General features: G+C 68.0%; 21 protein-coding genes. 7 read left to right on the plus strand and 14 right to left on the minus strand.

What is annotated here, in order from left to right; translation table 11 throughout:
* Positions 1-79: 79 nt before the first annotated feature.
* The 3 genes from V3B25_RS08940 to V3B25_RS08950 are packed head-to-tail and all read right to left on the minus strand — an operon-like array spanning position 80 to position 1772.
* Positions 80-304: a hypothetical protein gene (locus tag V3B25_RS08940; RefSeq protein ID WP_032129370.1), complete on the minus strand. Its 225-nt coding sequence runs from the start codon at positions 302-304 to the stop codon at positions 80-82.
* Positions 301-1002: a glutamine amidotransferase gene (locus tag V3B25_RS08945; protein WP_201116542.1), complete on the minus strand. Its 702-nt coding sequence runs from the start codon at positions 1000-1002 to the stop codon at positions 301-303. The genes V3B25_RS08940 and V3B25_RS08945 overlap by 4 nt, the downstream gene beginning before the upstream one ends.
* Positions 999-1772 (minus strand): YggS family pyridoxal phosphate-dependent enzyme, encoded by a 774-nt coding sequence (locus V3B25_RS08950; RefSeq protein WP_329810527.1) that lies wholly within the window; start codon positions 1770-1772, stop codon positions 999-1001. The genes V3B25_RS08945 and V3B25_RS08950 overlap by 4 nt, the downstream gene beginning before the upstream one ends.
* Positions 1773-1848: 76 nt before the next feature.
* Here V3B25_RS08950 and ptsJ point away from each other — a divergent pair, with 76 nt between their 5' ends.
* Entirely contained in the window at positions 1849-3135 is a 1287-nt protein-coding gene (gene ptsJ, locus V3B25_RS08955; protein ID WP_329810528.1) for a transcriptional regulator PtsJ, read from the plus strand.
* A gap of 134 nt (positions 3136-3269) precedes the next feature.
* Here the strand turns inward: ptsJ and V3B25_RS08960 are convergent, their stop codons facing one another.
* From V3B25_RS08960 to V3B25_RS08990, 7 genes are all read right to left on the minus strand, one after another.
* Positions 3270-3776: a hypothetical protein gene (locus V3B25_RS08960; protein ID WP_012511394.1), complete on the minus strand. Its 507-nt coding sequence runs from the start codon at positions 3774-3776 to the stop codon at positions 3270-3272.
* A gap of 81 nt (positions 3777-3857) precedes the next feature.
* Positions 3858-6968: an error-prone DNA polymerase gene (locus V3B25_RS08965; RefSeq protein WP_329810529.1), complete on the minus strand. Its 3111-nt coding sequence runs from the start codon at positions 6966-6968 to the stop codon at positions 3858-3860.
* 6 nt (positions 6969-6974) lie between these two features.
* Positions 6975-8384 (minus strand): DNA polymerase Y family protein, encoded by a 1410-nt coding sequence (locus tag V3B25_RS08970; RefSeq protein WP_049422826.1) that lies wholly within the window; start codon positions 8382-8384, stop codon positions 6975-6977.
* Positions 8385-8393: 9 nt separating this feature from the next.
* Positions 8394-9008: a translesion DNA synthesis-associated protein ImuA gene (gene imuA, locus V3B25_RS08975; RefSeq protein ID WP_154352796.1), complete on the minus strand. Its 615-nt coding sequence runs from the start codon at positions 9006-9008 to the stop codon at positions 8394-8396.
* A 296-nt stretch (positions 9009-9304) separates the two neighbouring features.
* Positions 9305-10312, minus strand: coding sequence for a cyclase family protein (locus V3B25_RS08980; RefSeq protein ID WP_329810530.1), 1008 nt, complete (start codon positions 10310-10312; stop codon positions 9305-9307).
* Between the two features lie 35 nt (positions 10313-10347).
* A complete protein-coding gene (locus V3B25_RS08985) occupies positions 10348-10998 on the minus strand; it encodes a DsbA family protein (RefSeq protein WP_012511389.1) in 651 nt (216 codons plus the stop codon).
* A 92-nt stretch (positions 10999-11090) separates the two neighbouring features.
* Positions 11091-12041, minus strand: a complete 951-nt coding sequence (locus V3B25_RS08990; protein WP_193391257.1) for a LysR family transcriptional regulator — start codon at positions 12039-12041, stop codon at positions 11091-11093.
* Between the two features lie 132 nt (positions 12042-12173).
* Between V3B25_RS08990 and V3B25_RS08995 the strand changes: the two genes are divergently transcribed.
* Complete coding sequence (locus tag V3B25_RS08995; RefSeq protein WP_012511388.1) at positions 12174-13064, plus strand: sterol desaturase family protein; 891 nt, start codon at positions 12174-12176, stop codon at positions 13062-13064.
* A 19-nt stretch (positions 13065-13083) separates the two neighbouring features.
* Here the strand turns inward: V3B25_RS08995 and V3B25_RS09000 are convergent, their stop codons facing one another.
* Together V3B25_RS09000 and V3B25_RS09005 are read right to left on the minus strand one after the other, a co-directional pair.
* Entirely contained in the window at positions 13084-13788 is a 705-nt protein-coding gene (locus tag V3B25_RS09000; RefSeq protein ID WP_329810531.1) for an AraC family transcriptional regulator, read from the minus strand.
* Between the two features lie 300 nt (positions 13789-14088).
* Positions 14089-14523 carry a glyoxalase/bleomycin resistance/dioxygenase family protein gene (locus tag V3B25_RS09005; protein WP_021204492.1) on the minus strand — a complete coding sequence of 145 codons (435 nt, stop codon included), beginning with the start codon at positions 14521-14523 and terminating at the stop codon, positions 14089-14091.
* 337 nt (positions 14524-14860) lie between these two features.
* Here V3B25_RS09005 and V3B25_RS09010 point away from each other — a divergent pair, with 337 nt between their 5' ends.
* Positions 14861-17656, plus strand: a complete 2796-nt coding sequence (locus V3B25_RS09010) for a glycoside hydrolase family 3 C-terminal domain-containing protein (RefSeq protein ID WP_329810532.1) — start codon at positions 14861-14863, stop codon at positions 17654-17656.
* 98 nt (positions 17657-17754) lie between these two features.
* On the opposite strand, the gene V3B25_RS09015 is transcribed toward V3B25_RS09010, so the two are convergent.
* A complete protein-coding gene (locus V3B25_RS09015) occupies positions 17755-18651 on the minus strand; it encodes a LysR family transcriptional regulator (protein WP_329810533.1) in 897 nt (298 codons plus the stop codon).
* A gap of 105 nt (positions 18652-18756) precedes the next feature.
* On the opposite strand from V3B25_RS09015, the gene V3B25_RS09020 reads away from it, so the two are divergent.
* The 3 genes from V3B25_RS09020 (at position 18757) to V3B25_RS09030 (ending at position 22708) form a co-directional block, all read left to right on the plus strand.
* Positions 18757-20115, plus strand: coding sequence for an MFS transporter (locus V3B25_RS09020; RefSeq protein WP_049422818.1), 1359 nt, complete (start codon positions 18757-18759; stop codon positions 20113-20115).
* Positions 20115-20501, plus strand: coding sequence for a DUF4440 domain-containing protein (locus V3B25_RS09025; protein WP_049422817.1), 387 nt, complete (start codon positions 20115-20117; stop codon positions 20499-20501). The genes V3B25_RS09020 and V3B25_RS09025 overlap by 1 nt, the downstream gene beginning before the upstream one ends.
* 296 nt (positions 20502-20797) lie before the next feature.
* Positions 20798-22708: a CocE/NonD family hydrolase gene (locus V3B25_RS09030; RefSeq protein WP_329810534.1), complete on the plus strand. Its 1911-nt coding sequence runs from the start codon at positions 20798-20800 to the stop codon at positions 22706-22708.
* 299 nt (positions 22709-23007) lie between these two features.
* Here V3B25_RS09030 and V3B25_RS09035 read toward each other — a convergent pair whose 3' ends face one another.
* Entirely contained in the window at positions 23008-23961 is a 954-nt protein-coding gene (locus tag V3B25_RS09035; protein ID WP_049398445.1) for an AraC family transcriptional regulator, read from the minus strand.
* 57 nt (positions 23962-24018) lie between these two features.
* On the opposite strand from V3B25_RS09035, the gene V3B25_RS09040 reads away from it, so the two are divergent.
* Positions 24019-24312: a hypothetical protein gene (locus V3B25_RS09040; RefSeq protein WP_125894599.1), complete on the plus strand. Its 294-nt coding sequence runs from the start codon at positions 24019-24021 to the stop codon at positions 24310-24312.
* Positions 24313-24321: the final 9 nt, after the last annotated feature.

Consider the following 24321-nt stretch of genomic DNA (forward strand, 5'->3'; position numbering starts at 1 on the left):
CTCCCCGGGGGGGTGTGGTGCCGGCCCGGGGGGGGCTTCTCGCGGCCCCGCCCCGCGGCCGCCACTACCGTGACGATCGTCAGAGGTCGCGGTACTGGATCTGCGAAGCCAGTACGCGCAGGCCGTCGGCATTGCTGGACAGGATGCGCTCTTCGCCAACACCTTTCTGCCGCTTCAGCTGGAAGCCCTGATCCGCAGGCAGTTGTGCGGCGATGGCGTCCATGCGCTGCAGGGCATCAGGGCCGCTGCAGTCGAAGTGGCCCCAATAGACGCCATCGCGGTGGATCTGCAATCGATAGTTCATCGCGGTGTCTCCGGCAGGTCCTGCAGCCAATGGTCGAACATCGTGGTGGCGGCCGCGGCCAGTGGTGCGCCATAGCGACGCGCCTGCGCGCGCAGGTCGTTGGGATCGATGCCGGCCTGGGCCAGCTCCAGCGTGTGGCCGACCAGCCAACGCTCGAACTGGCGGGCGTCCAGTTCCGGATGGCATTGCAGGGCCAGTGCGTGGTTGCCGATGGCGAAGGCCTGATGGCGGCAGGCCGGCGTGCTGGCCAGGCGGCGTGCACCGGCCGGAAGCTCGAACGCCTCACCATGCCAATGCAGTACCGGAATGCCCTGCAGGGCCTGCAGCGGTGAACGCTGACCTTCATCGGTCAGCAGCAGTGGCGCAAAGCCGATTTCCTTGCCGCCGCTGGGAGCGACACTGGCACCGAGTGCACGCGCCATCAGTTGTGCACCCAGGCAGATGCCCAGGGTTGGCCGCTGCTGCTGCAGCCGGCGCTGCAGCAGGGCGATGCTGTCGGTGACGAAGGGATAGGTCTCTGTGTCATTGGCACTGATGGGGCCGCCCAGCACCACCAGCAGGTCGGCCACTTCGGCCGGATCGAGCGCATCGACGCCGGCCTGCAGCACCTGCAGCTGCCAGCCTTGTGCCAACAGCAAAGGCTGCAGGGTGCCGAGGTCTTCGAAGGCGACGTGTTGCAGAACGACTGCGTGCTTCATGCCGGGGCTCCGCTGTTCGGCCAGTAGAAGCTGTCCGGGGTGGCGCGGGCGCCGAAGATGGCCTGGCCGACGCGGACCACGGTGGCACCTTCCTCGATGGCCACTTCGAAATCACCGGACATGCCCATCGACAGCTGCGACAGGTCAAGGCCGGGCGGGGCGGTGCGTTGCAGCTGGTCGCGCAGTTCGCGCAGGCGCACGAAGCAGGCGCGCACGCGCTCGACGTCGGGGGTGAAGATGGCCAGGGTCATCAGGCCGCGCATACGCAGGCGATCGAAGGCCGGCAGCTGCTGCACGAAGGCCTCGACCGCGTCGGGTTCCAGTCCGTACTTGCTCGGCTCGGCCGAGGTGTTGACCTGCACGAACACATCCAGCGTGCGGTCTTCCAGTTGCAGGCGCTGCTGCAGGGCCTCGGCCACGCGCAGGCTGTCCAGCGCCTGGAACTCGCTGGCAAAGCGCGCCACGTAGCGCGCCTTGTTGGTCTGCAGATGGCCGATCACCGACCAGTGCACGCCCAGGTCGGCCATCGTTTCGGCCTTGCGCTGCGCCTCCTGCACCTTGTTCTCGCCCAGTTCGTGGCAACCGGCGGCCACGGCCATGCGGATACGGGCGTCATCGACGGTCTTGCTGACCGGCAGCAGGCGCACGCTGGCCGGATCACGGCCAACGCGGGCGCAGGCATCGGCGATGCGTTGGCGCACCGTGACCAGGTTGGCGGCGATCTGTTCAACGGACTGGGCGACGGGCCAGTCGGCAGCGGCAAGGGGCATGCGGGCACCTCCAATGCAGGGTGGCCAGGGTGGGATACACTGGCACAGGACAAGATATATTTTGGCATAGGACAAAATGAAAATCACCGGGCATAGCGCCGAGTCGATCTTCGACAGCATCCGCGACGGCATCGGCAAGGGCCGCCTGCTGGCTGGCAGCGTGCTGCCGCCGGTGCGTGAGCTGGCAGGGCAGCTGGGGGTGAACCGCAATACGGTGGCCGCTGCCTACAAGCGCCTGGATGCGGCGGGCCTGGCCAGCACGGCGGGTCGCCGCGGCACAGTGGTGCGTGGCCTGCCGCCGACGCTGGCACGCGAGGGCAGTACACCAGGGCTGGCCCTGCATGACCTCGCCGGTGGCAACCCGGACCCGCGCCTGCTGCCCAATCTGCGCGTGGCGCCGGCGGCGCCGCGCCTGTACGGCGTGGGCACGGTCGACCCGAAGTTGCAGGTGCTGGCACGGGGCTCGCTGGATGCGGACTGCCCCGAGGGTTATGCGCTGGAGCTGACCCATGGCGCGGTCGATGGCATCGAACGCCTGCTGGCGGCATGGCTGCTGCCGGGGGATCGAATCGCGGTAGAGGATCCGTGCTTCCTCGGCAGCCTGAACGTGCTCAACGCGGTGGGCCACGCGCCGTTGCCGGTGACGGTGGACGCGCATGGCATGCAGGTCGATTCGCTGCGGCAGGCGCTGGAGGCCGGCGCACGCGCGGTGCTGCTGACCCCGCGGGCACACAACCCGACCGGGGCCAGCCTGGATGCGAAGCGGGCGCGGGAGTTGCGGCAGTTGCTGGCAGCCTACCCGCAGGTGGCGGTGCTGATCGACGATCACTACGCACTGCTCTCGCAGCAGGCCTATCACTCGGTACTGCCGCTGGATGGTCGTCGCTGGGCCGTGCTGCGTTCGTTGTCCAAACCACTGGGTCCGGACCTGCGGCTGGCCTGGCTGGCCTGCGATGAGGAGACCGCATCGCGGTTGCGGCTGCGATTGGCGTCCGGCACCGGCTGGGTCAGCCACCTGCTGCAGGATGCAGCGACTTCGGTGCTGGCGTCGGCAACGCAGCGGGCGAAGATCGCCTCGGCGGGTGAGCGCTACCAGCAGCGCCTGCAGTCGCTACAGGAGCTGCTGCGCGCGCATGGCATGCCGACGCCGCAGCCGATGGAAGGATTGAACCTGTGGCTGCCGTTGCCGGCCGACAGCCACCCACAGGTGCTGGCACTGGCCTCGCGCGGATGGCATGTGCGCGCCGGCGAAGTGTTCGCGGTGGCGGCACCGGGCCATGGTCTGCGCATTACGTGCTCGGCGCTGGGACCGGCGCAGCTGCGGCAGCTGGCCGATGACCTGGCGGCGGTGTGTGGTTTGTAGCGTCGGGCCATGCTCGGCTTTGCTTCGCCTTTGTAGAGCCGAGCCATGCTCGGCTGCTGTTGGTAGAAGCAGTCGAGCATGGCTCGACTCTACATGACCGGTAGTCGAGCATGGTTCGACGCTACAGAAGCAGATCAAGGCGCGGCGTTCGCGCCGGGGCGCACGTAGTAGGACTGGCCGCTGTCATCGACGAACATCAGCTCCGGCTTGCCCTGCCAGGAGGTGAGCATGGCGCCGGTGTTGTTCTGGTGCTTGACCATCAGGCTGGCGCCACGGTCTGGATTGGCCACCACCTTGAACACTTCGGTGGTGCCGGTGGCATCGTCCAGGGTCAGCAGCGCTTCGCCGCCGCGGTCGCTCGTGCCATAACCGCCGCGCTCTGAACCGTCGGGGCCGAGCAGGATCAGGCCGGACAAGGCAGTGGCGCGCGGCCCCTGGGTGCGGCCCTGGCTGAGCGGATCGGGAACCGGTGCGCCGAGAATCACCCGCGGCTGGCCGCTTGCATCGTGGATGATCAGCCCGCGTGCCTCGATGATGCGCTGTGGCGATTGGCTGCGATGCAGGTTCCAGGCGGTCCAGCCGGAAACAAGCAGGGCGAGGGTCGAGACCACCAGGGTGGTCAGCAGCAGCGCACGGGACATCGGGTCGTCCTTCCTTGGATGTGCCGACGATAGCGGATGCGGACCGGCAATGGCCAGTTCGTTGTGTGACGTTGTGTATCGTCAGTGGAAATCGCGACTGTGGCTGCGCAGTCCCTGCAGCAGTTCATCCAGGCAGTGCATGCGCTGCACGATGACGTGCTGCACGCCATCGACGCGTTCCAGGCGGCCATCGATCTGCATCAGCTGGGTATCGACCAGCACCCGGTGCTGGCGATCGGCCAGGTGCCGCCAGACCACGGCGTTGATCATGCCGGTCTCGTCTTCAAGGGTGAGGAAGGTGACGCCACTGGCGGTCTGCGGGCGCTGGCGCATGCGCACCAGGCCGGCGATGCGCACGCGCCGGCCATGGCCGTGGGCAGCCAGTTGTGCGGCATCCAGGCAGCCACGGCTGCGCAGTTGCGCGCGCAGGAACGAGATCGGATGGCGGCCCAGCGTGGTGCCGGTGCTGCGGTAATCGGCCTGCATGTCTTCCCAGGCGCTGGGCAGTGGCAGTGGCACGCGGGCTTCGGTGGTGGCGCGGGCCTGGTCGAACAGCGGCAGCCGGTTTTCCACGCCGGAGATATCCCAGCGTGCACGATGGCGATGGCCACTGAGCCCACGCAGCGCCCCGGCATCGGCCAGCAGGCCCTGCTGGCGGCGGTCCAGGGCGGTGCGCTGGCACAGGTCGCCCACATCGTCGAACGGGCGCCGCGCACGTTCGCGCATGATGGCCTGCACGGCGGGCTCGTTGCAGCCATCGACCAGGCGCAGGCCGAGCCGGATCGCGGCCGCGCCCCTGCTGAAATCCAGGGTGCAGTCCCAGTCGCTGTGGCGCACGTCCACCGGCAGCACGCGGATGCCGTGCCGGCGCGCGTCCTGCAGCAGCTGGTCGGGGCTGTAGAAGCCCAGCGGCTGGCTGTTGATCAGGCTGGCGGTGAACGCGGCCGGGTGATGGCATTTCAGCCAGCAGCTGTTATAGGTCAGCAGGGCGAAGCTGGCGGCGTGGCTTTCCGGGAAACCGTAATCACCGAAGCCCTTGATCTGTTCGAACAGGTGCTCGCCGTACTCGCGGCTGAAGCCGTTCTTGAGCATGCCGGCCAGCAGCTTCTCGCGATGCGGTTCCAGGCCGCCACGGCGCTTCCACGCCGCCATCGAGCGGCGCAGGGCATCGGCCTGGCCCGGCGTGTAGCCGGCCGCTTCCACCGCCAACTGCATGACCTGTTCCTGGAACAGTGGCACGCCGAGGGTGCGCGCGAACACGCGTTCCAGCCGCGCTGGATAGAGTGGATTGTCTGGATCGTTCAACGCGTCAGGACCCTGCTCGCGCAGGATCCTTCGCCGTTCCAGGTAGGGGTGCACCATGTCACCCTGGATCGGGCCAGGGCGCACGATCGCCACTTCGATCACCAGGTCGTAGAAGGTGCGCGGCTGCAGGCGCGGCAGCATCGCCATCTGCGCGCGCGACTCGATCTGGAATACGCCGATGGTGTCGGCGGCGCAGATCATGTCGTAGGTCTTCGTATCCTTGGGAGGAATCGCATCCATGCGTCCTTCGTGCAGGCCATGCTGCTGCAGCATCGCCAGGCATTTGCGGATGGCGGTGAGCATGCCCAGCGCCAGGCAGTCGACCTTCATCAGGCCAGTGGCATCCAGATCGTCCTTGTCCCACTGGATGACGGTGCGGTCGGCCATCGCCGCGTTCTCCACCGGCACCAGGGTTGACAGCGGATGCTCGGAAATCACGAAGCCGCCCGGGTGCTGCGACAGGTGGCGCGGAAAGTCGATCAGTTCGGTGGTCAGCGCCAGCAGTCGCCGCATCAGCGGGGTTTCCGGATCGAAGCCGCGCTCGCGCAGGGTCTCCGGCAGCGGCACATGGCCGCCCCAGTGGTCCATCGCCGCGCCCAGTTCGTTGACCTGGTCCATCGGCAGGCCGAGTGCACGGGCCACGTCGCGGATCGCGCTGCGGCCACGGTAGCTGATCGCCACCGCAGTCAGGGCGGCGCGCTCGCGGCCATAGCGCTTGAATACATACTGCAGCACTTCCTCGCGGCGCTCGTGTTCGAAGTCGATGTCGATATCCGGTGGTTCGTCGCGCTCGGCGGAGATGAAGCGCTCGAACAGCAGGTTGCTGCGTGCCGGGTCGATCTCGGTCACGCCCAGTACGAAGCACACCGCGGAGTTGGCCGCCGAGCCACGACCCTGGCAGAGGATGTCCTGGCTGCGCGCGAAGCGCACGATGTCCTGCACGGTGAGGAAGTACGAGGCGTAGTTCTTTTCCCGGATCAATGCCAGTTCGTGCTCGATCTGTTTGCGTTGTGCCGGTTCGATGCCGCCTTTCCAGCGCCACGGGATGCCGCGCTCGACCAGCACGCGCAGCCAGCTGTCCGGGTCGTGGCCCTCGGGTACCAGTTCGCGCGGATAGGTGTACTGCAGCTGCTCCAGGGTGAAGTGGCAGCGCTCGGCGATGCGCAGGGTCTCGGCCAGCAGTTCGGGCGGATACAGCTGGGCCAGCGCGGTACGCGGGCGCAGGTGGCGCTCGCCGTTGGGAAACAGGCGCCAGCCGGCCTCGGCCACGCTGCAGCGGTGGCGGATGGCGGTCAGTGTGTCCTGCAGGGCGCGGCGGCGGCGCACGTGCATGTGCACATCACCACTGGCCACCAGCGGCAGGTGGTGGCGTTCGCCGAAGGCCTGCAGCTGCTGCAGGCGACGCGCGTCGTCATGCTCATGGTGCAGCTCCACCGCCAGCCACAGCCGATCATCGAAGCCGGCGCGCAGCAGTTCCAGATCGGTGGCCGCTGGTTGCCGGTCCAGCCATAGGCACAGCAGGCCGCCGGGCAGGCCGAGCAGGTCCTCGCGCAGGCAGCGGTATTCGCCCTTGGCCGCGCGCCGCCGGCAGGTGGTGATCAACTGGCACAAGCCGGCGTAGGCGGCCTGGTCGGTGCACAGCAGGGCCAGCTTCGGCCCGTCCTCGATCTGGAATTCGGCGCCGACGATCAGCGCCACGCCATGCGTCTTGGCGGCCTGCCAGGCGCGCACGATGCCGGCCAGCGAGCATTCGTCGGTGATCGCCAACGCGCGGTAGCCCTGGCCGGCAGCGCGCGCGAACAGTTCTTCGGCGATCGAGGCGCCACGCTGGAAACTGAAGGCCGACAGGCAGTGCAGTTCGGCGTAGCCGGGCAGTTCGCTGTGCATGGCGGCTCAGCCGAACCAGCCGTGCAGCATCCACGGGGCATGTGGATCATTGCGCTCACGGAAAGCCCAGCCGCGCTGGCCATGCGCGGTTTCCACCACGTAGTAATCGCGCCGCGCATCGGCCTGGTCCCACCAGCCCGATTCGATCCGCTCCGGCCCGGTGACGATGCGCAGGCGGGGATCACGCAGCGGTTGCGGCGTGTCCAGCAGCCAGCCCGGACGCAGCGGCCAGTACGACGGAGGCTTGACCGCGGGCTGGGTGCCACTGGCGCGTTCGGGGCGATGGTCGGCCTGCACCGCCAGCGGCTGCACGGCGTCATCGCCGAGCCGCGCCCGCAGGCGCTCGCGCAGCTGGTTCCAGGGCATCGCCTGTGCCGGCCGGGTATCGAACAGGTCACGCGCGGCGGGCACGAACGGTGGCAGCTGTTCGGCCTGCAGGCGCAGTGCGCGGCTGCCAGCGGGCAGGGCGAACGCTTCCATGCGGTTGCGTGCGATCTCGAACAGCAGCGCGGGATCGCGCTCGGGTGCCAGCAGGCCGATGGTCAGCACGCTGGCCGGCAGCAGGTCATGCTCGAAGTGCAGGTCGAAGCGCTGTACGCCGCCATCGCGCGAGCACAGGAAGGCCGCCAGGTCCAGCAGCAGGCGGCGCAGCGGGAACAGCAGGGCCTGGCTGGATTCGATCTCGTATTCGAATTCGATGCGTGCATCGAAACGGTCCGGTGGCTGGTAGTAGCGCAGTGGCGCGGTGGGCAGGCCGCGCAGCGCATCCAGTTGCTGCAGCACCTCGGGTGAGAAGCGCCGGGCCAGGCTGTCGCGCGGCAGTTCGAGCACCGCACCCAGCGTGCGCAGACCGGAACGACCGAGCACGGTCACCGCTTCGCTGGGCAGGCCGCAGCGCGGCAACGGCAGCTGCGCCAGTGCCGCTGGCAGCTGCTGCGCATCGATGCCGAGGCCGTCGTGGACGTTGGCCAGCACGCGCGCGGCATGCGCGGTGGGTGCGGCCACCAGGCGGTGGCGGAAACCAAGCTCATGCAGTTCGCCGCGCAGGCGCTTTTCGATCGTCAGCCAGTCACCGAACAGGGCGCGACTGGCGCCGATCTCCATGACCAGCGCGTGCGGAAAATCGAGGCTGACCTGCGAGCTGTAGGCGTAGGCCCAACTGGCCAGCAGCTGCCGGGTGTGCTGTTCGGCGTTCGGGTCGTAGTCGTGCAGGTGCATGTCCTGCACCAGCACCTGTGCGGCCGACAGCAGCATGCCCGGGCGCAGTCCCGCTGCGCGTGCCGACGGGCTGACCGCTCGCAGCACGCGACGCTGCGCCGGCCCCTGCAGCAGCACCAGTGGCCGCTGCGGGTCCGGCTGCAGGCGCAGCACGCTGTCCAGTGCCAGCTGCGGCAACAACAGGCAGGCCCAATGCATGACGCGGCCTCAGTGGGCGATGGCCAGTGGCAACGGCTGCGCCGGTGGCAGACCGCCACGGCACTTCAGCACCCGTACCTGGCCGTGGTCGAGCTGCAGGCGCAGGCTGGCCGGGGAGGGGTTGCGCGCTGCCTGCGCCTCGCGGAACACGAAGCCCAGGCACTGGCCGCTGTCGGCAGCCACCTGCAGCCGGCGCAGTGAGCGGTCGTCGGCCTGGTGTGGCCAACACAGCACCGCCGCGCAGGCCGCAGAGCGCAGGCACTGCTCGGTGGCCCAGAGCGCCTGTTTCGGCGCTGCGTGGATGATCTGCAGCTGGGCCAGGTCCAGCCCGGCTGCCGCCCAGGCCGGGGCATGCGGGCGATAGGGCGGGGCGACCAGCACGATCGGGCGGTCACGCAGGCTCAGCTTGGCCAGCGCCGGCCAGACCAGGGCCAGCTCGCCCACGCCGGGCGCGGCCTGCAGCACCTCGCACAGCCCGCTGGCCGGCCAGCCACCGCCGGGCAGGCGCGCATCCAGTGCCGGGTGCCCGCTGGCCAGATGATCACTGGCCGGCCCCTGCCGGGCCGGGCCGCGCCACAACTGGCGGCCGTCCAGCAGCCGGTCGAGGGCGACGACGGCGCCCATCAGCCGGTCCTCCAAGAGAGGTGCCGGGCAGGCTGGAAGCGGCAGGAACGGGCGGAAACGGCAGGCATGGCGCGAGTATCGACGGGCCGGTATCAGGGGCTGAGACCGGACATGCTACTCGCGTTGTGAGTAGAATTACTAATGAAATCGGAAGGTCGGGTTTCAGGTTGCTGAAGGGCTAAAGCATCCACGCATGGCGTGGATCTACCAGGGTTCTCCCCAGTAGATCCACGCCATGCGTGGATGGGAAAACGGTGCCGACCAGGGTCGGCACCTACAGGCACGGGCACTCCCGGTTACGGGCGGACCGGCAGCGCGACCGGGCGCAGCGGCGCGGCATCGCCGCCGCGGATCTTCAGCGGGCCGCCGATGAAGGCGAACTCATAGACCTTGTCGCGGGCCAGTTCGTCCAGCGCCACCAGCTCGATGATCGGCGCGCCCTGCTGGGCCAGCAGGTAGGTGTGCAACGGCACGTAGTCGTCGGACACCTCCGAGGGGAAGGTCTCGAAGCTGAGGTTGTCGGCGCCGACGATCATCGCGCCGCTGTCCTCCACCAGGAAGCGCGCCGCGTCCAGGCCCATGCCCGGCGGGTTGGCCATGTACGCCTTCGGCTGTTCGAACAGGCGCATGCGGCCGGTGCGGATCAGCACCACGTCGCCCTGCTGCAGCTTCACCTGCTGGCGTGCCAGCGCATCCTTCAGGTCCTGGCGGGTGACGCGGTAGCTGTCCGGCAGCATGTCCACGCCCTTGGCGCCTGCCACGTCGATCATCACGCCACGCGCGATCAGCGGCGGGAACTTCTCGATGCCGGTGACGTTCCAGCCACGGTCACCGAGGTGCTTGTCGGCCTCGAAGCCGTTCCAGATCTTTCCATGGATGCCGAAGTGGTTCAGCGCATCGATGTGGGTGCCGGTGTGGCTGTACATCGAGAACGCGGTGCCGGTGTAGCTGCGGGTGAGATTCATGGTTTCACCCACGCCCATCGGGTCGTCCATCACCGTGCCGCGCGGGGTGTGGGTCATCCAGAACTGGTAGTGCGGGTCGCCGGCATCCTGCCAGCTGGGCATGCCGACGTAGTATTCGGTGGCCAGGTCATAGGCCTTGCCGCCGTTGACCCGCGACAGGATCGCCGCACGCGAGGCGTCGGTGATCAGGTTGAGGCGGCCGATCTCGTCCTTCGGCCCCCAGGGGCTGGTGCCGACCTGCTGGCCGGAGGGAACGCGTTCGTGCGCGGACACGGTGGTGGAAGCGGTGGTGCCGGCCAGCAGCAGGGCCAGCGCGGTGGCCAGGGTACGTGAGGTCATGGGGAATCTCCTTGCAGGGTGGGGGACGGTGCGGCTCAGGCCGCGACCAGGTGCGCCAGGGCTTGGCGCAGTTGCGGCAGCGGCAGGGTCTGCAGGCGCAGGCCGTTGCCGCCGATCACGGTGGGAATGGAGCGGATGCCGAGGGCCGCGGCTTCGGCACGGTCGGCCTGCACACGCCGGGCTGCTGCGTCGCTGCGCATGTGGTCAGCGAAGGCGCCACGCAGGTGGCCCAGTGCTTCGGCGATATCCAGCAGTACTTCGGCGTCGCCGATGTTGCGGTGCTGGTGCAGGTGCGCCCACTGCACGGCATCGAACATCGCGCCATGGGCGTCGTTGCCACCGAGCATGCCGGCGGCCTGGCAGGCCAGTGCGCCGAGCCAGCCGGACGGATACTCGAAGTCCTGTGCGCGCATGCCTTCGATATCGATGCGCGCAGTGTCTTCATGCGCGGCGCAGTCGGTCCAGTGGCGCAGGATGATCGCCTTGGCGCGCTCCATCGAGCCGAACACCTCGACCATCTGCGCGCGCGAGTCCTGCAGCACGAAGCTGCGGTGACGCACCTGGATGCCGAGTTCGGCGGAGACCTGCTGCAGGCGCGGGGCCAGCACGAAGCACCAGCCGCAGACCACGTCGTGGAAGAAATCGACCACCGGCGCGGCGGTGGCGGGGGAAGGAACGGAAGACATCTGCCTGCCATCGGTGAGAGGGGAGGCGGCAGAGTAGGCAGCGCGGCGCGTCTGAAACAGCACGCCGCGGGCAGCTCAGTTTTCGCTGGCGGTTACGAATCCAGGCCAGCGCAGCCGGGCAGCTCGGCGTGCAGGAAATCGATGAAGGCACGCACCTTGGGCTGCAGGTGGCGCGAGGTGGGGTAGACCGCATGCACGAAGCGCGGCGGATAGCGGTGGTCGGGCAGCACCTGCTGCAGTTCGCCACGGGCCAGCGCCGGTGCCGCCAGGAACGAGGGCAGGGCGCCGATGCCCATGCCGGCCACCAGCAGGTCGCGCAGCAGCAGGCTGTTGTTGACGGTGACGCGCGCCGGCAGGGTGATCGTTACCTGCCCATCAGGACCGAGCAGCGGCCAGCTGCCGGGCGAGTCGGACAGGCTGTAAGCCAGCACGCTGTGCGTCTGCAGATCGTCCACCGCCTGCGGTGCCGGATGCTGCCGCAGGTAGGACGGGGCCGCGCACAGCACCTGCTGCAGCGAGGCCAGCCGGCGCGCCACCAGCCGCGAGTCATCCAGCTCGGCACGCAACCGCAGCGACACATCGAAACCTTCGCCCACCGCATCGAGCAGGCGGTCTTCCATCACAAGGTCCAGCGACAGCTGCGGGTGCTGCTGCAGGAAGCGCGGCAGCAGCGGCGACAGCGTGCTCAGCGCGAATGATTGCGGTGCATTGACGCGCAGGCGCCCGGCCACGTCGCCGCGCTGTTCGGCGATGCCGCGTTCCAGCGCCTCCAGCTCGTCGAGCAGGCGGCAGCATTCGCGGTAATAGGCGTGGCCGGTCTCAGTCAGGCTCATGCGCCGCGTGGTCCGCTGCAGCAGCACCACGCCCAGGTGCGCTTCCAGGGTGCGCAGCTGCTTGCTCAGGCCGGCCGGCGACATGCCCAGGTCTTCGGCGGCGCGGGCCAGCCCGCCGCGTTCGACGATGCGGCGGAAGGCACGCATCAGGTTGAAGGAATCCATGCCGGTCCCGGGCGCGATGAGGGCGCCATTGTAGATCCACGCCATGCATGGATGTGGGAAACGTGGTGCCGTCCACGATGGTCATCCACCGGGGAGCGCGCCGGGTTGCGCCGTTTGTTCAAGCCGGCGCCCCATACGCGGCGCCAGCATGCAGGCCCCTTACTTTCCGGATTGCCCATGAAGCACTGGATGCTCCGCCTGTATGCCCCGTTGTTCCTGCTGGGTTTCGTTGCCGCCGCCGTGGCCTGGGTCGGCCACCTCCACGGCGACCCGCTATGGCTGCTGGCCTTGCTGGCAGTTGCCATCGCGGTCTCGTTCGCTGCCGAACGTGCTTGGCCGTATGACCCCGCGTTCAACCACGATCACGGCGACAGCCTGCGTGACACCCTGCATGCGCTGGTCAACGAGAGCCTGAACCTGCTGTCGATCGCGGCGGTGCCACTGCTGGCAGCCATCATTCCGTGGCAGGCCTGGCCGCTGCAGTGGCCATTCGCGCTGCAGGTGCTGCTGGCCGTCATCTGCGCCGATCTCGGCATCACCCTGGTGCACTACGCCAGCCATCGCATCGGCTGGCTGTGGCGGCTGCATGCGGTGCATCACAGCGTGACCCGCATGTATGGCTTCAACGGTCTGATGAAACACCCGCTGCACCAGGCGGCCGAAGCGGTGGGCGGCGTGCTGCCGCTGCTGGTGCTGGGCCTGCCGATGCCGGTGGCTGCGGTGCTGGCCTTCGCCATTGCCATCCAGCTGCTGCTGCAGCATTCCAACGTGGACATGCGCCCCGGCGTGCTGGGCCGGGTGATGGCCTGGGCACCGCTGCATCGCTTCCACCACATGCGTTACGGCACCGCCGGCGACGTCAACTTCGGCCTGTTCCTGACTGTCTGGGATCACCTGCTGGGGACCGCCTTCGATGCGCCCGGCTATCGGCTGCAGCAACGCGACCTCGGCATCGGCAGCCAGCCGGACTATCCGCGTGACTATCCCGGGCAGCTGCTGGCGCCGTTCCGCGAACTGCCGCATGGCGAGGTACCGGAGCTGCCGGAAGGTCTGCGCAGGCGCGAATGATCGGCCGTGTCAGGCCGTGTCAGGCCGCGTGCAGCTGCAGGCCCTGCAGCTGCGCGGCACTGATGCCGAACATGCGGCGCAGGCTGCGCGACAGATGGGCCAGGTCAGCGAATCCGGCCGCATGCGCGCTGTCGGTCAGGCTGTGCCCATGCAGATGATGCATCAGTGCGCTGCGCAGCCGTTGCCACAGCACCCAGCCGCGCAGGGTCACCGCCAGATCGGACTGGAAGCGTCGATGCAGCTGGCTGGTCGACAGATGTGCCGCCTCGGCGATATCGGCGGCTGGCACCGGCCCGGGCAGGTGCTGGGCGATACGGGACAGCGCGGCCTGCACGCGGCGGTCCAGCGGTTGCGGGCGGCTCAGCTGCGGCAGCCAGTCGTGCAGCTCCAGCGCGTTGCCCGGCAGCGCGTGCAGGTGCTGCTCGATCTGCCCGGGATCGGCATGTGCGGGCTCGAGGAACACCGTACAGCCCGCTTCCGGCGCCGACAGGATTGCGTGCGGCTGGAATGACGGCAGCCACAGCCGTTGGCCCTGCTGCCGCACCCCATCAACCTCGACCTGCCAGAGCGCGCCGTCGCTCAGCAACAGTTGATGGGCGTAGTGCGCGTGCGTATCGCTGCCACCGGCGTGGCCCTGCAGCACGGCCACGTGAGCATCCAGCAGCAGCGTGCCATTCCAGGGCAGGGCGGGAGAGGACATGGAGGAATTGTAGATCCACGCCATGCGTGGATGAATCTCCATCGAAATCGATTGATTCGACGATTGATCGAAGAACATCCACGCATGGCGTGGATCTACTGCAGATTGCGGCGAATTGTCCAAGGCGGGGTGGGTCCGGTTGCGGGGGCGTGAGCGCCATGGATGGCGCGATCGAGGCTACATGGACGTACTTGCGCCGTCCCCCGCAACCGGACCCACCCCGCCACCCCACAGGAAGCCCGCTGTTGCTTCGGCTGTTGCTTCTGAGGTTGCCGGCCAGCGGCCGGCACTATCGCGGGTGCCGGGCGCAGCCCGGCCGTCACCTCACCGCCCGTGCGGGTCGGGCCGGTGATGCACGTACTCGACCACGGTGCCATCGGGATGCACCGCATTGAACGCCGCCCCGGTCGGGACCACCTGCAGCGGGAAGATGATTTCAGCGCCAGCCGCCACCAGCTTGTCGTGATAGGGCCGAACGTCATCGACCAGCAGCGTCCCCGTGGTCGAAGTGAACGGCGCCAGCGCCGCCTCGCTGCCCTCGATCAACAGGAACGCACCGACCATCGCCAGGCGCAGGCCGGCCTCCGGAAACGGGAACCCGGCATCGGCCACCACGCCCTGCAACTGCTCGTAGAACGCCACGCTGCGCTCCAGCTCACCGGGGGCCACGAACACCCGGATCAGCACGCGCGGCGCGCGCTGGCTGGAGGTATCACAGCGGTCGCGCCAGAGATGATCGAAGTCGCGGTGTACGGTCATGGGCTCGATTCGTGGCCAGGGACCCTCATTATCAGCAGCCTCGCGCGGCGCGCTGATGACCGCCGGTGATGGCCTGATAACCAGTGGCTGGGGTCGGCCCGTGACTTAGGTCCTGTTGACAGGTGTGAACGCCCTCGCACAATCTTCACATGATTGGGTCGCCCTGCGCGGCCCGGACAGGAAGGTTGTCACGCCGGGAGGAGGGTCCCAGGCGCAGACCGGCCCGTCCTTCGGCCTGCGGGACGTTGCCTGGCAACCCCTGCGCGGCATGAACGCTGCACCCTTCGGCGGCACTTTCCCTGGACCGATTGCCTTGGCAACGGAATTACGCCTGCCGATGAAAACGTTTACAAAGCCGCTTGCACTGTCCCTGGCCCTGTCAGCCGCACTGGCCGCCCCGGCCTGGGCCGACCCCGCCGCGTTCACTGTGCTGACCCTGGAACAGGCCCCGACCGCCGAGGCCATGCCGGCCCTGGCCGCCCAGCTGAAGACCCTGCAGGTGGACGCGGTGAGCGTGCGCCAGGTGCAGCGCGGCATCGGCCAGGTCGATCCGTTGCAGGTGCTGGCCGACGGCCTGGGCTACGCGTACCGCTTCATTGCGGCGGGCAAGGACGATGGCCAGACCCAGCGCGGTCAGGCCGTGCTGACCCGGCTGCCGATTGCCGCTGAGTCCGGCCCGGACCAGCCGGGCCTGAACTACCTGCGCCTGGACGATGGTCGCCACACCGTGGCGGTCTACACCGACGCCGGTGCCGGTGCCGCGCAGCTGCCGGCGCTGGTCACGCGCTCGCGGCTGGGCGCACCGGCGGTGCTGCTTGGCGCGGTGGCCGGTGAATCGGCCAAGGCGGCAGGCTTTGATCCGGCGCGTGTGGCGCTGGAAGCGGATGCCAGCTATTTCAGCGACGGCTTCCAGGCCGCCAGCAGTGCACCGTTCAAGGTGGAAGGCAGCGCCCTGCGTGCCACGCTGCTGACCCTGGCCTATGCCGCCGACAAGCACGGCGAAACGCCATGGATGGACACCACCCTCAATGCCGATGCGCGCGCTGCGCTGCTGCTGAAGGCGATGACCGAGGATGAGAAGTTCCAGCTGCTGCACAGCTACTTCGGGCTGGGCAAGGACGGTGGCCCGCTGCCGGAAGGCGCGGTCGGGTCGGCCGGTTTCGTGCCGGGCGTGGCGCGGCTGGGCATTCCATCGCAGCAGTCGGCCGATGCCGGCGTCGGCGTGACCAATCCCGGTGGCATCCGCCCGGGTGATTTCGCCACGGCAATGCCGTCGGGCCCGTCCACCGCCTCCACCTGGAACCGTGCGGTCGCCTTTGCCGGCGGCGCGACCATGGGCCGCGAAGCGTGGCAGCAGCGCTTCAACATCCTGCTGTCGGGCAGCGTCAACCTGCAGCGCGACCCGCGCAACGGCCGTAACTTCGAATATGCCGGTGAAGATCCGCTGCTGGCCGGTTCGATGGTCGGCGCCCTGATCCAGGGCGTGCAGAGCCAACACGTGATCTCGTCGATGAAGCACTTCGCGCTGAACGACATGGAGACCCGCCGCAACTTCCACGACGTGCGCATCGGCGAACAGGCCATGCACGAGTCGGACCTACTGGCCTTCGAGATCGCGCTGGACGCCGGCCGCCCGGGCGTGGCGATGTGCTCGTACAACAAGATCAACGGCACCTACGGCTGCGAGAACGGTTACCTGATGAACCAGGTGCTGAAGCAGGAATGGAAGTTCCCCGGTTTTGTAATGTCCGACTGGGGCGGCGTGCACAGTGGCTCGAAGGCGGCGCTGGCCGGCCTGGACCAGCAGTCGGCCGGTGAAGTGTTCGATGCGGCGGTGTTCTTCGATGAACCGCTGCGCCTGGCCGTGCATGGCGGCGTGGTGCCGCAGGCGCGCCTGAACGACATGGTGGCGCGCATCCTGCGCACGATGTTCCTGCACGGCAACTTCGACAACCCGCCGCAGCACCAGAAGGTCGACGCCGAGGCCGGTTTCGCCGTCGCCCAGCGCACGGTGGAAGAAGGCAGCGTGCTGCTGCGCAATGAAGGCAACCTGCTGCCGCTGGCCGACAGCGTGAAGCGCATCGTCATCATCGGTGGCCATGCCGACAAGGGCGTGATCGGCGGTGGTGGTTCATCGATGGTGGGCGTGACCGCCAAGGGCACCAACGCGGTGCCGGGCGTGCTGCCGACCACCTGGCCGGGCCCGGTGATCTTCCACCCGTCCTCGCCGCTGGAGTCGCTGCGTGCGGCGCGTCCGGATGCAACCATCGAGTATGTGGATGGCACCAATGCCGCCGCTGCGGCCAAGGCCGCCGCGCAGGCCGATGTGGCCATCGTGTTCGCCACCCAGTGGGCGGCCGAATCGGTGGACCTGCCGGACATGCAGCTGCCGGACAATCAGGACGCGCTGATTTCGGCGGTGGCCAAGGCCAACCCGAAGACCGTGCTGGTGCTGGAAACCAACGGCCCGGTGCGCACGCCGTGGCTGGCGCAGGTGCCGGCGATGCTGCAGGCCTGGTACCCGGGTATCCGCGGTGGCGAAGGCATTGCCGCGCTGCTGACCGGCCAGGTCAATCCGTCCGGCCGCCTGCCGGTGACCTGGGTGGTGGACGAATCGCAGCTGCCGCGCCCGCACATCGACGGCCTCGGCTTCAAGCCGGCCAAGCCGTTTGGTGATGTGTTCGATTTCGATATCGAAGGTGCCAACGTCGGCTACAAGTGGATGGCAGCCAAGGGCCTGACCCCGACCTTCGCCTTCGGCCACGGCCTGTCCTACACCTCGTTCGCCTATGAAAACCTGAAGGTGAGCGTGGAAGGCCCGCGCCTGGTCGCCAGCGTCGACATCCGCAACACCGGCAAGCGCGCCGGTGCCGACGTCGCCCAGCTGTACCTGAAACTGCCGGCCGGCAGCACCACGCCGATCCGCCTGATCGGCTACGACAAGGTGACCCTGCAGCCGGGCGAACAGCGCCGCATCCGCATCGAAGCCGAGCCGAAGACCCTGGCCCACTACGATGCGCAGGCCCGCCAGTGGAAGATCGACGGCGGCACCTACCAGGTGCAACTGTCGCGCAACGCCGCCGAACCACTGCAGACAGTGGACGTGCAGCTGGTGGAGCAGGTGCTGCGCTGATGCCTGAAGGCATGGCCCCGCAAGGGGCCGTGCAAAAAAGGGGACGGAGGGGATTAAGTCGTTTATGCATAAACGACTTAATCCCCTCCGTCCCCTTTTCAGGTGACGAACCACCCGCGCAGGAAGTCGATCAGCTGCCGCACCTTCGGTGAGGGCTGCGTGCTGTGCGGGTAGACCGCGTACACGCTCTGTTGTGGGAAGCGGTGCTGGCGCAGCACCGGGCGCAGGCGATCCTGGGCCAGGTCGTCCTCGATCAGCCAGCGTGGCAGCACGGTGACCCCGGCGCCGGCCATGGCAAAGGCGTGCAGGCTGCTGGCGCCATCCACGCGCACCACTGCATTGCCCGGGTTGGTGGCAAACAGCGCGTCGCTGCCGTCAGGTGCAATCACCGGCACATCGGCAAGGCGCGGGTAGCCCAGGCGGGGCAGGGTGCCCAGCTGCACGGGGTCATCGGCAGCATCGGCAGAGGGCAGGCGTGCCAGCAGGGACGGAGCCGCCACCGCGCACAGTGGGTGCCGTTCCAGTTCACTGGCATGCAGGCCCGAATCGGGCAGACGGCCGAGGCGGATCGCCAGGTCGAAACGTTCGGGAATCAGGTCGGCCGGCGCCGGTGAGGTCGACAGGTGCAGCTGCAGGGCCGGATGCCGCGCACGGAAGGCTTCCAGTGCGGGAATCAGGCGCAGCTGCGCGTACTCCGGGGTGGTGGTGAGGCGCAACACACCCTGCAGTTGGTGCTGGTCGCGGCGTGCGGCATCGATCGCCGCCTGTGCGGAATCCAGCGCCTGCACGCAGTGCTGCAGGAACTGCTCGCCAGCGTCGGTCAGGGCCAGGTGGCGGGTACTGCGCAGCAGCAGGGTCACACCCAGCTCCTGCTCCAGCCGCTTCAGGTTGAAGCTGACCACCGCACGGCTCAGGCCGAGGCGATCGGCCGCTGCGGTCAGGCTGCCCGCCTCGACCACGGCACGGAAGATATCGAAGCGATCGAGGCTGACCATGGGCATTCATTGTCAAAACAGATTTGACAGTGTTGCAGCTGTCGTCGTGTTTTTCCAACAAAGCCCGCACGGCATGCTGGCCGCTTCCCCGCTGGAGCGCCGCCGATGCCGTCCCCCCGCCTGCGCCACGAGGCGATCTTCCTGCTGGTGTTCGCCCTGGATCTGGTCAACATGTTCATCGCCACGGTGGCCTATCCGGCGCTGGCGGCGGAACTGCATGCCGACGTCGGTACCCTGGCCTGGGTCGGCACCGCCTACATGCTGGGCCTGAGCGTGGTGATTCCGCTGGCGCCCTGGCTGGCCGCACGCTGCGGTGAGCGTCGCCTGCTGCTGGTGGCGTTGCTGCTGTTCGCCGCCTCCGCAGTGTTGGCCGGGGCTGCACCGGGTATTGGCTGGCTGTTGGGCTGGCGCCTGCTGCAGGGCCTGGCTGGTGGCCTGCTGATTCCGGTGGCACAAGCGGCAGCGTACCGACAGTGCACGCCTGACCAGCGTGGCGCGCTGACCCGCCGCATCCTGCTGGTGGCGCTGCTGGTGCCGGCACTGGCGCCTGCGCTCGGTGGGCTGCTGGTGCAGTGGTTGTCCTGGCGCGGTGTGCTCTGGGTCAGCCTGCCGCTGGCCGTGGTGGCGATTGGACTGGTGCTGGCGTGGATGCCGGCCGACGGCGCGCGTAGTGCGCCACGCCTGCAGGCCTATGCGCTGTCCACCGCGATGCTGGCGCTGGGCGCGCTGCTGCTGGCGTTGACCTGGCTGGGCGAGTCCGGACATCGCGGCGCGGGTGTCGTGTTGCTGCTGGTCGCACTGCTGCTGGCGGCGGCCCACCTGCGGCATGCACGGCAGCAGGCGCAACCCCTGCTGCGCTGGTCATTGCTATCCCATCGCGGCCTGCGCCTGGCGATGCTGGTCTACCTGGCAGTACCCGGTGTATTCATCGGCAGCCAGCTGGTCAGCACGCTGCAGTTGCACCAGGCTGGTTACAGTGCCGCGCGCATCGGCGCGCTGATGCTGCCCTGGGCGCTGGCCTCGGCCATGGCGATCACGGCCAGCAAGCGCCTGCTGACCCGCTTCGGCCCGGCCACGGTACTGCGTACGGGCATGCTGCTGCAGGCCAGCGGCCTGCTGTTGATGGCGCTGCTGCCACACCCGGTCTTTGCCATTGCAGCATGGCTGTTTGCCTTGATGGGCGCCGGCGGCAGCCTGTGCAGCAGCACGGCGCAGACGCTGGCCTTCCATGGGGTCGAGGGCGAGGCGCTGGGTGATGCCAGCGCACTCTGGAACCTCAACCGCCAGCTCAGCTTCTGCCTGGGCACCGCGGCCATCGCGCTGCTGCTGGCCTTGGCCATGCAGTGGCTGCCGGCCCGCGCCACCGGCGTGGCGCTGGGTCTGTCCGCTCTGCTTACCCTGCTGCCGATGACGTTGCTGCGCCGGCCGCAGTTGCTCACCCTTTCGCAACCGGAGAACACCTGATGGATACCACCGCAGAACACGAAGTCCACCACCTGCACGACAAGCTGCAGGCCTGGTTCCGCGCCGACGTCGGCACCGACGCACTGGAGGACCTGATGGCGCATTTCTGCGCGGACTTCAGCATGGTCGGCATCGCGGGTCGCAGGCTGGACCGGAAGGCCGTGCAGGCACTGTTCGCGGGTGGTCATGGCGCGCGTCCAGGGCTGCAGATTTCCATCGACGCCGTGCAGGCGGTGGAAGCGCCTTCACCGCTGGCGGTGCTGCGCTATCGCGAAGGGCATGCGATCGATGGCGGCGAGCCCGTATGGCGGGAATCGCTGGCGGTGCTGCGGCAGGAAGAGGGGCGTTGGCGCTGGCTGGTGCTGCATGAGGTAACGGCAGCCTGATCGGTAGTGCCGGGGGCGGGGGGGGGGCCCCCCCGCGGGGGCCGGCGGGGGGTAGATTGGGGGCCCGCCCCGGCGCCGCCCGGGGGGGGGCGGGGCCGGCCGGCCGGGGCGGGGGGGGGGCGCGGGGGCCGGCCGCGCCCCCCCCCCCCCCCCCCACGACCGGTTGTCGACGAGCGCATCGGCCGCACATGTGCCATCAGTCCTGCCTGCATCCACCGCAGAATGCAAAGCCTGCACACACTTCACGGCTCAAGGCAGGAGTAGGCTTGAAGCTTTCCTGCCGGGAGGGGTTGTCCATGCGTGTGCGTGCCGTCGCTGTAGCCATTGCCCTTTGCCTGTCCAGCACCGTGCTGGCCGTCGAAACCCCGCCGATGACCCCGGACATCAGCGGCAAGCCCTTCGTTGCCCTTGATGTCGGTCGTGACTACGACAAGCGCGTGGTGATGGTGCCGATGCGCGATGGCACCAAGCTGTATACGGTGATCGTGGTGCCCAAGGGCGCGCGCAATGCGCCGATCCTGCTCACCCGCACGCCTTACGACGCAGCTGGCCGCGCCAGCCGCAGTGATTCGCCGCGCATGCGCGACCTGCTGCCGCAGGGCGACGAGGTGTTTGTCGATGGCGGTTACATCCGCGTATTCCAGGACATCCGCGGCAAGTACGGCTCCGAGGGCGATTACGTGATGACCCGGCCGCTGCGCGGGCCGTTGAACAACACCAAGGTGGACCACTCCACCGACGCCTGGGACACCATCGACTGGCTGGTGAAGAACGTGCCGGAGAGCAACGGCAAGGTCGGTATGCTCGGCTCGTCGTACGAGGGCTTCACCGTGGTGATGGCGCTGACCGACCCGCACCCGGCGCTGAAGGTGGCCGCGCCGCAGAGCCCGATGGTGGATGGCTGGATGGGCGACGACTGGCTCAACTACGGCGCGTTCCGCCAGGTCAATTTCAACTACTTCGCGATGCAGACCGAGAAGCGCGGCAAGGGCACGCCGCTGCCCAGCCTCGGCTACGATGACTACAGCACCTTCCTGCGTATCGGTTCGGCCGGCGACTACGCGCGTTTCACCGGCGTGGACCAGCTGACCTGGTGGAAGAAACTGGTGGAGCACCCGGCCTATGACGGCTTCTGGCAGGGCCAGGCGCTGGACGCGGTGATGGCGAAGACGCCATTGAAGGTGCCGACCATGTGGCTGCAGGGTCTGTGGGATCAGGAGGACATGTGGGGTGCCAACCACGCCTACCAGGCAATGGAAGGGCGCGACAGCGGCAACAACCGCAACTATCTGGTGATGGGGCCGTGGCGGCACAGCCAGGTGAACTATAGTGGCAGCGAGCTGGGCGCGCTGAAGTTCGATGGTGATACCGCGCTGCAGTTCCGCCGTGATGTGCTCAAGCCGTTCTTTGACCAGTACCTGGTGGACGGTGCGCCGAAGGCGGACACGCCGCCGGTGCTGATCTACAACACCGGCGAGAACCACTGGGATCGCCTGAAGGGCTGGCCACGCAGCTGCGACAAGGGTTGTGCTGCCAGCAGCAAGCCGCTGTACCTGCGTGCTGGCGGCAAGCTGGCGTTCCAGGCACCGGCGGCGGGCGAGGGCGACTTCGAGGAATACGTGTCCGACCCGGCCAAGCCGGTGCCGTTCGTGCCGCGTCCGGTGCGTTTCGGTGACCGCGACATGTGGACCACCTGGCTGGTCAAGGATCAGCGCTTCGTTGATGGCCGCCCGGACGTGCTGACCTTCATCACCGAACCGCTAACCGCGCCGCTGCGCATCGGCGGCGCGCCGGTGGTGCACCTGCAGGCCTCGACCAGCGGCACCGACAGCGACTGGGTGGTGAAGCTGATCGACGTGTATCCGGACCAGGAAGCGTCGACGCCGGAGATGGGCGGCTACGAGCTGCCGGTGTCGCTGGCGATCTTCCGTGGCCGCTATCGCGAGAGCTTCAGCGATCCGAAGCCGCTGGCCGCCAACGAGGTGCTGCCGTACCGCTTCGACCTGCCCAACGCCAACCACACCTTCCAGAAGGGGCACCGGGTGATGGTGCAGGTGCAGTCCAGTCTGTTCCCGCTGTATGACCGCAACCCGCAGACCTACGTGCCGAACGTCTACCTGGCCAAGCCCGGCGATTACCAGAAGGCCACGCAGCGGGTCTGGCACAGCGCGGCGCAGGCCAGTTACATCGATCTGCCGGTGTATTGAGGTTGATGGGGTGCGCCGGGTGCGCGATACCCGGCGGTGCGCGGTCGTGCCGGCTGCTGGCCGGCATCCGTGATGGTGTGAGAGCGTGTCGACCAAGGTCGACACCTACCAGAGCGGAGCAATGGCAGGTTGATTAGGCGGCTGCGGTCGTGCCGGCCGCTGGCCGGCTTCCGTGATGGTGTGAAAGCGTGTCGACCAAGGTCGACACCTACCAGAGCGGAGCCATGGCAGGTCGATTCAGGCGGCCGCGGTAGTGCCGGCCGCTGGCCGGCATCCGCGATGGCGTGAAGCAGAAGCTGCTATCCGACCTTTGAGGGTCCGGTGCGCCAGCGGCTGGGTACCAGGCCGAAACGCTTGCGGAACGCAGCCGCGAAGTTGCTGGGGTGACGGTAGCCACTGGCGGCCGCAGCCTGCTCGACAGTCCAGCCGTCTTCGCGCAGGCCCTGCTCGGCGTGGCGCATGCGTTGTTCGTGCAGGTAGTCGAACACCGAGCAGCCGTACTGCTGGGCGAAATGACGGCGCAGCGAACTTGGGCTCATGCAGGCCAGCTGGGCCAGTTCGATCAGACTATGCGCGTGGCTGGGATCGTCATGCAGGTAGGCACGCACGCGCTCCAGGCGCTCGCGCTGGCCAGCCCGCAGCGTTCGTACATGGTCGGTCTGCAGATCCTCGGCCTTCAGCCCAACGGCCAGCAGCTGCAGTGCGACGCCTTCGCGCCACAACGCGTCGATGCCGTCCTCCCATGGGCTTTCGAACAGCTGGCCCAGCACCGGCAGCAGGGTATGCGGAATGGCCCAGTGGCGGCATTCCAGGTGGGTGTTGAGCGCGGTCTCCAACTGTGGCAACTGGAACAGGTCCGGATCGATCTGGCCGGGCACCATCACGCTGACGCCGCGCATGCGCGTTTCGCCAGGATGCGCACCCGTCATCTCAACCTGTTCGCGGTGGTGCGCGGTCATCGCCGTACCAGCACGCAGGGTGAAACCACCACGTCGCGGAATGCGCACATCAACCTGGCCCTGCAGCATCACGCGGATGGCCAGGCCGGGACTCTGCTGGGCGGTGGCTACATAAGGGAAGCGATTATGGACGTCGGAGGCGATCAGGCTCATGCCGCCGCGCAGGAACTGCTCGTTGACCTCGCCATGGCCGGCCCACTGGTCGTCGCGCAGGTGTTCCGGGTCGGCGCGGTAATCGAAGCCATGGCGGTGGCCGAAGCGGCGGTAATCAGCAAAAGTGAAATATCGGGACATCGCTCGGCACGTGCTTTGGAGGTGGACGCTGGCATTACCTCGCCCACGCGCTCTGCAATGCAGATGCAGATCCCGTCGTTACCCGTGCAGACATGCTGGGAAGCAGGGGCGTGGGCACGCTGGATGGTGGGGGAACACCAGGTTGAATGGAATGTGTCGAAGAAACTGGAAACGTTTCCCATTGTCGCCTTGATTCGCGCGCTTTTGATTTCAATATGGTCAAAACGATTGACGATTACGGCCAAAGTGAAAATGCCGCCGAACATACGCCAGCGTTTTGCATGCATATCCGTACGCAATTCCATACATCAACTTGAGTTGAGGTTTCATGGCTGGAACGATCACCCGTAGACGCGATGT

Origin of the sequence: Stenotrophomonas sp. SMYL8, from assembly GCF_036320065.1 — a bacterium.
In the GTDB taxonomy this organism is placed as follows: Bacteria; Pseudomonadota; Gammaproteobacteria; order Xanthomonadales; family Xanthomonadaceae; genus Stenotrophomonas; species Stenotrophomonas maltophilia_A.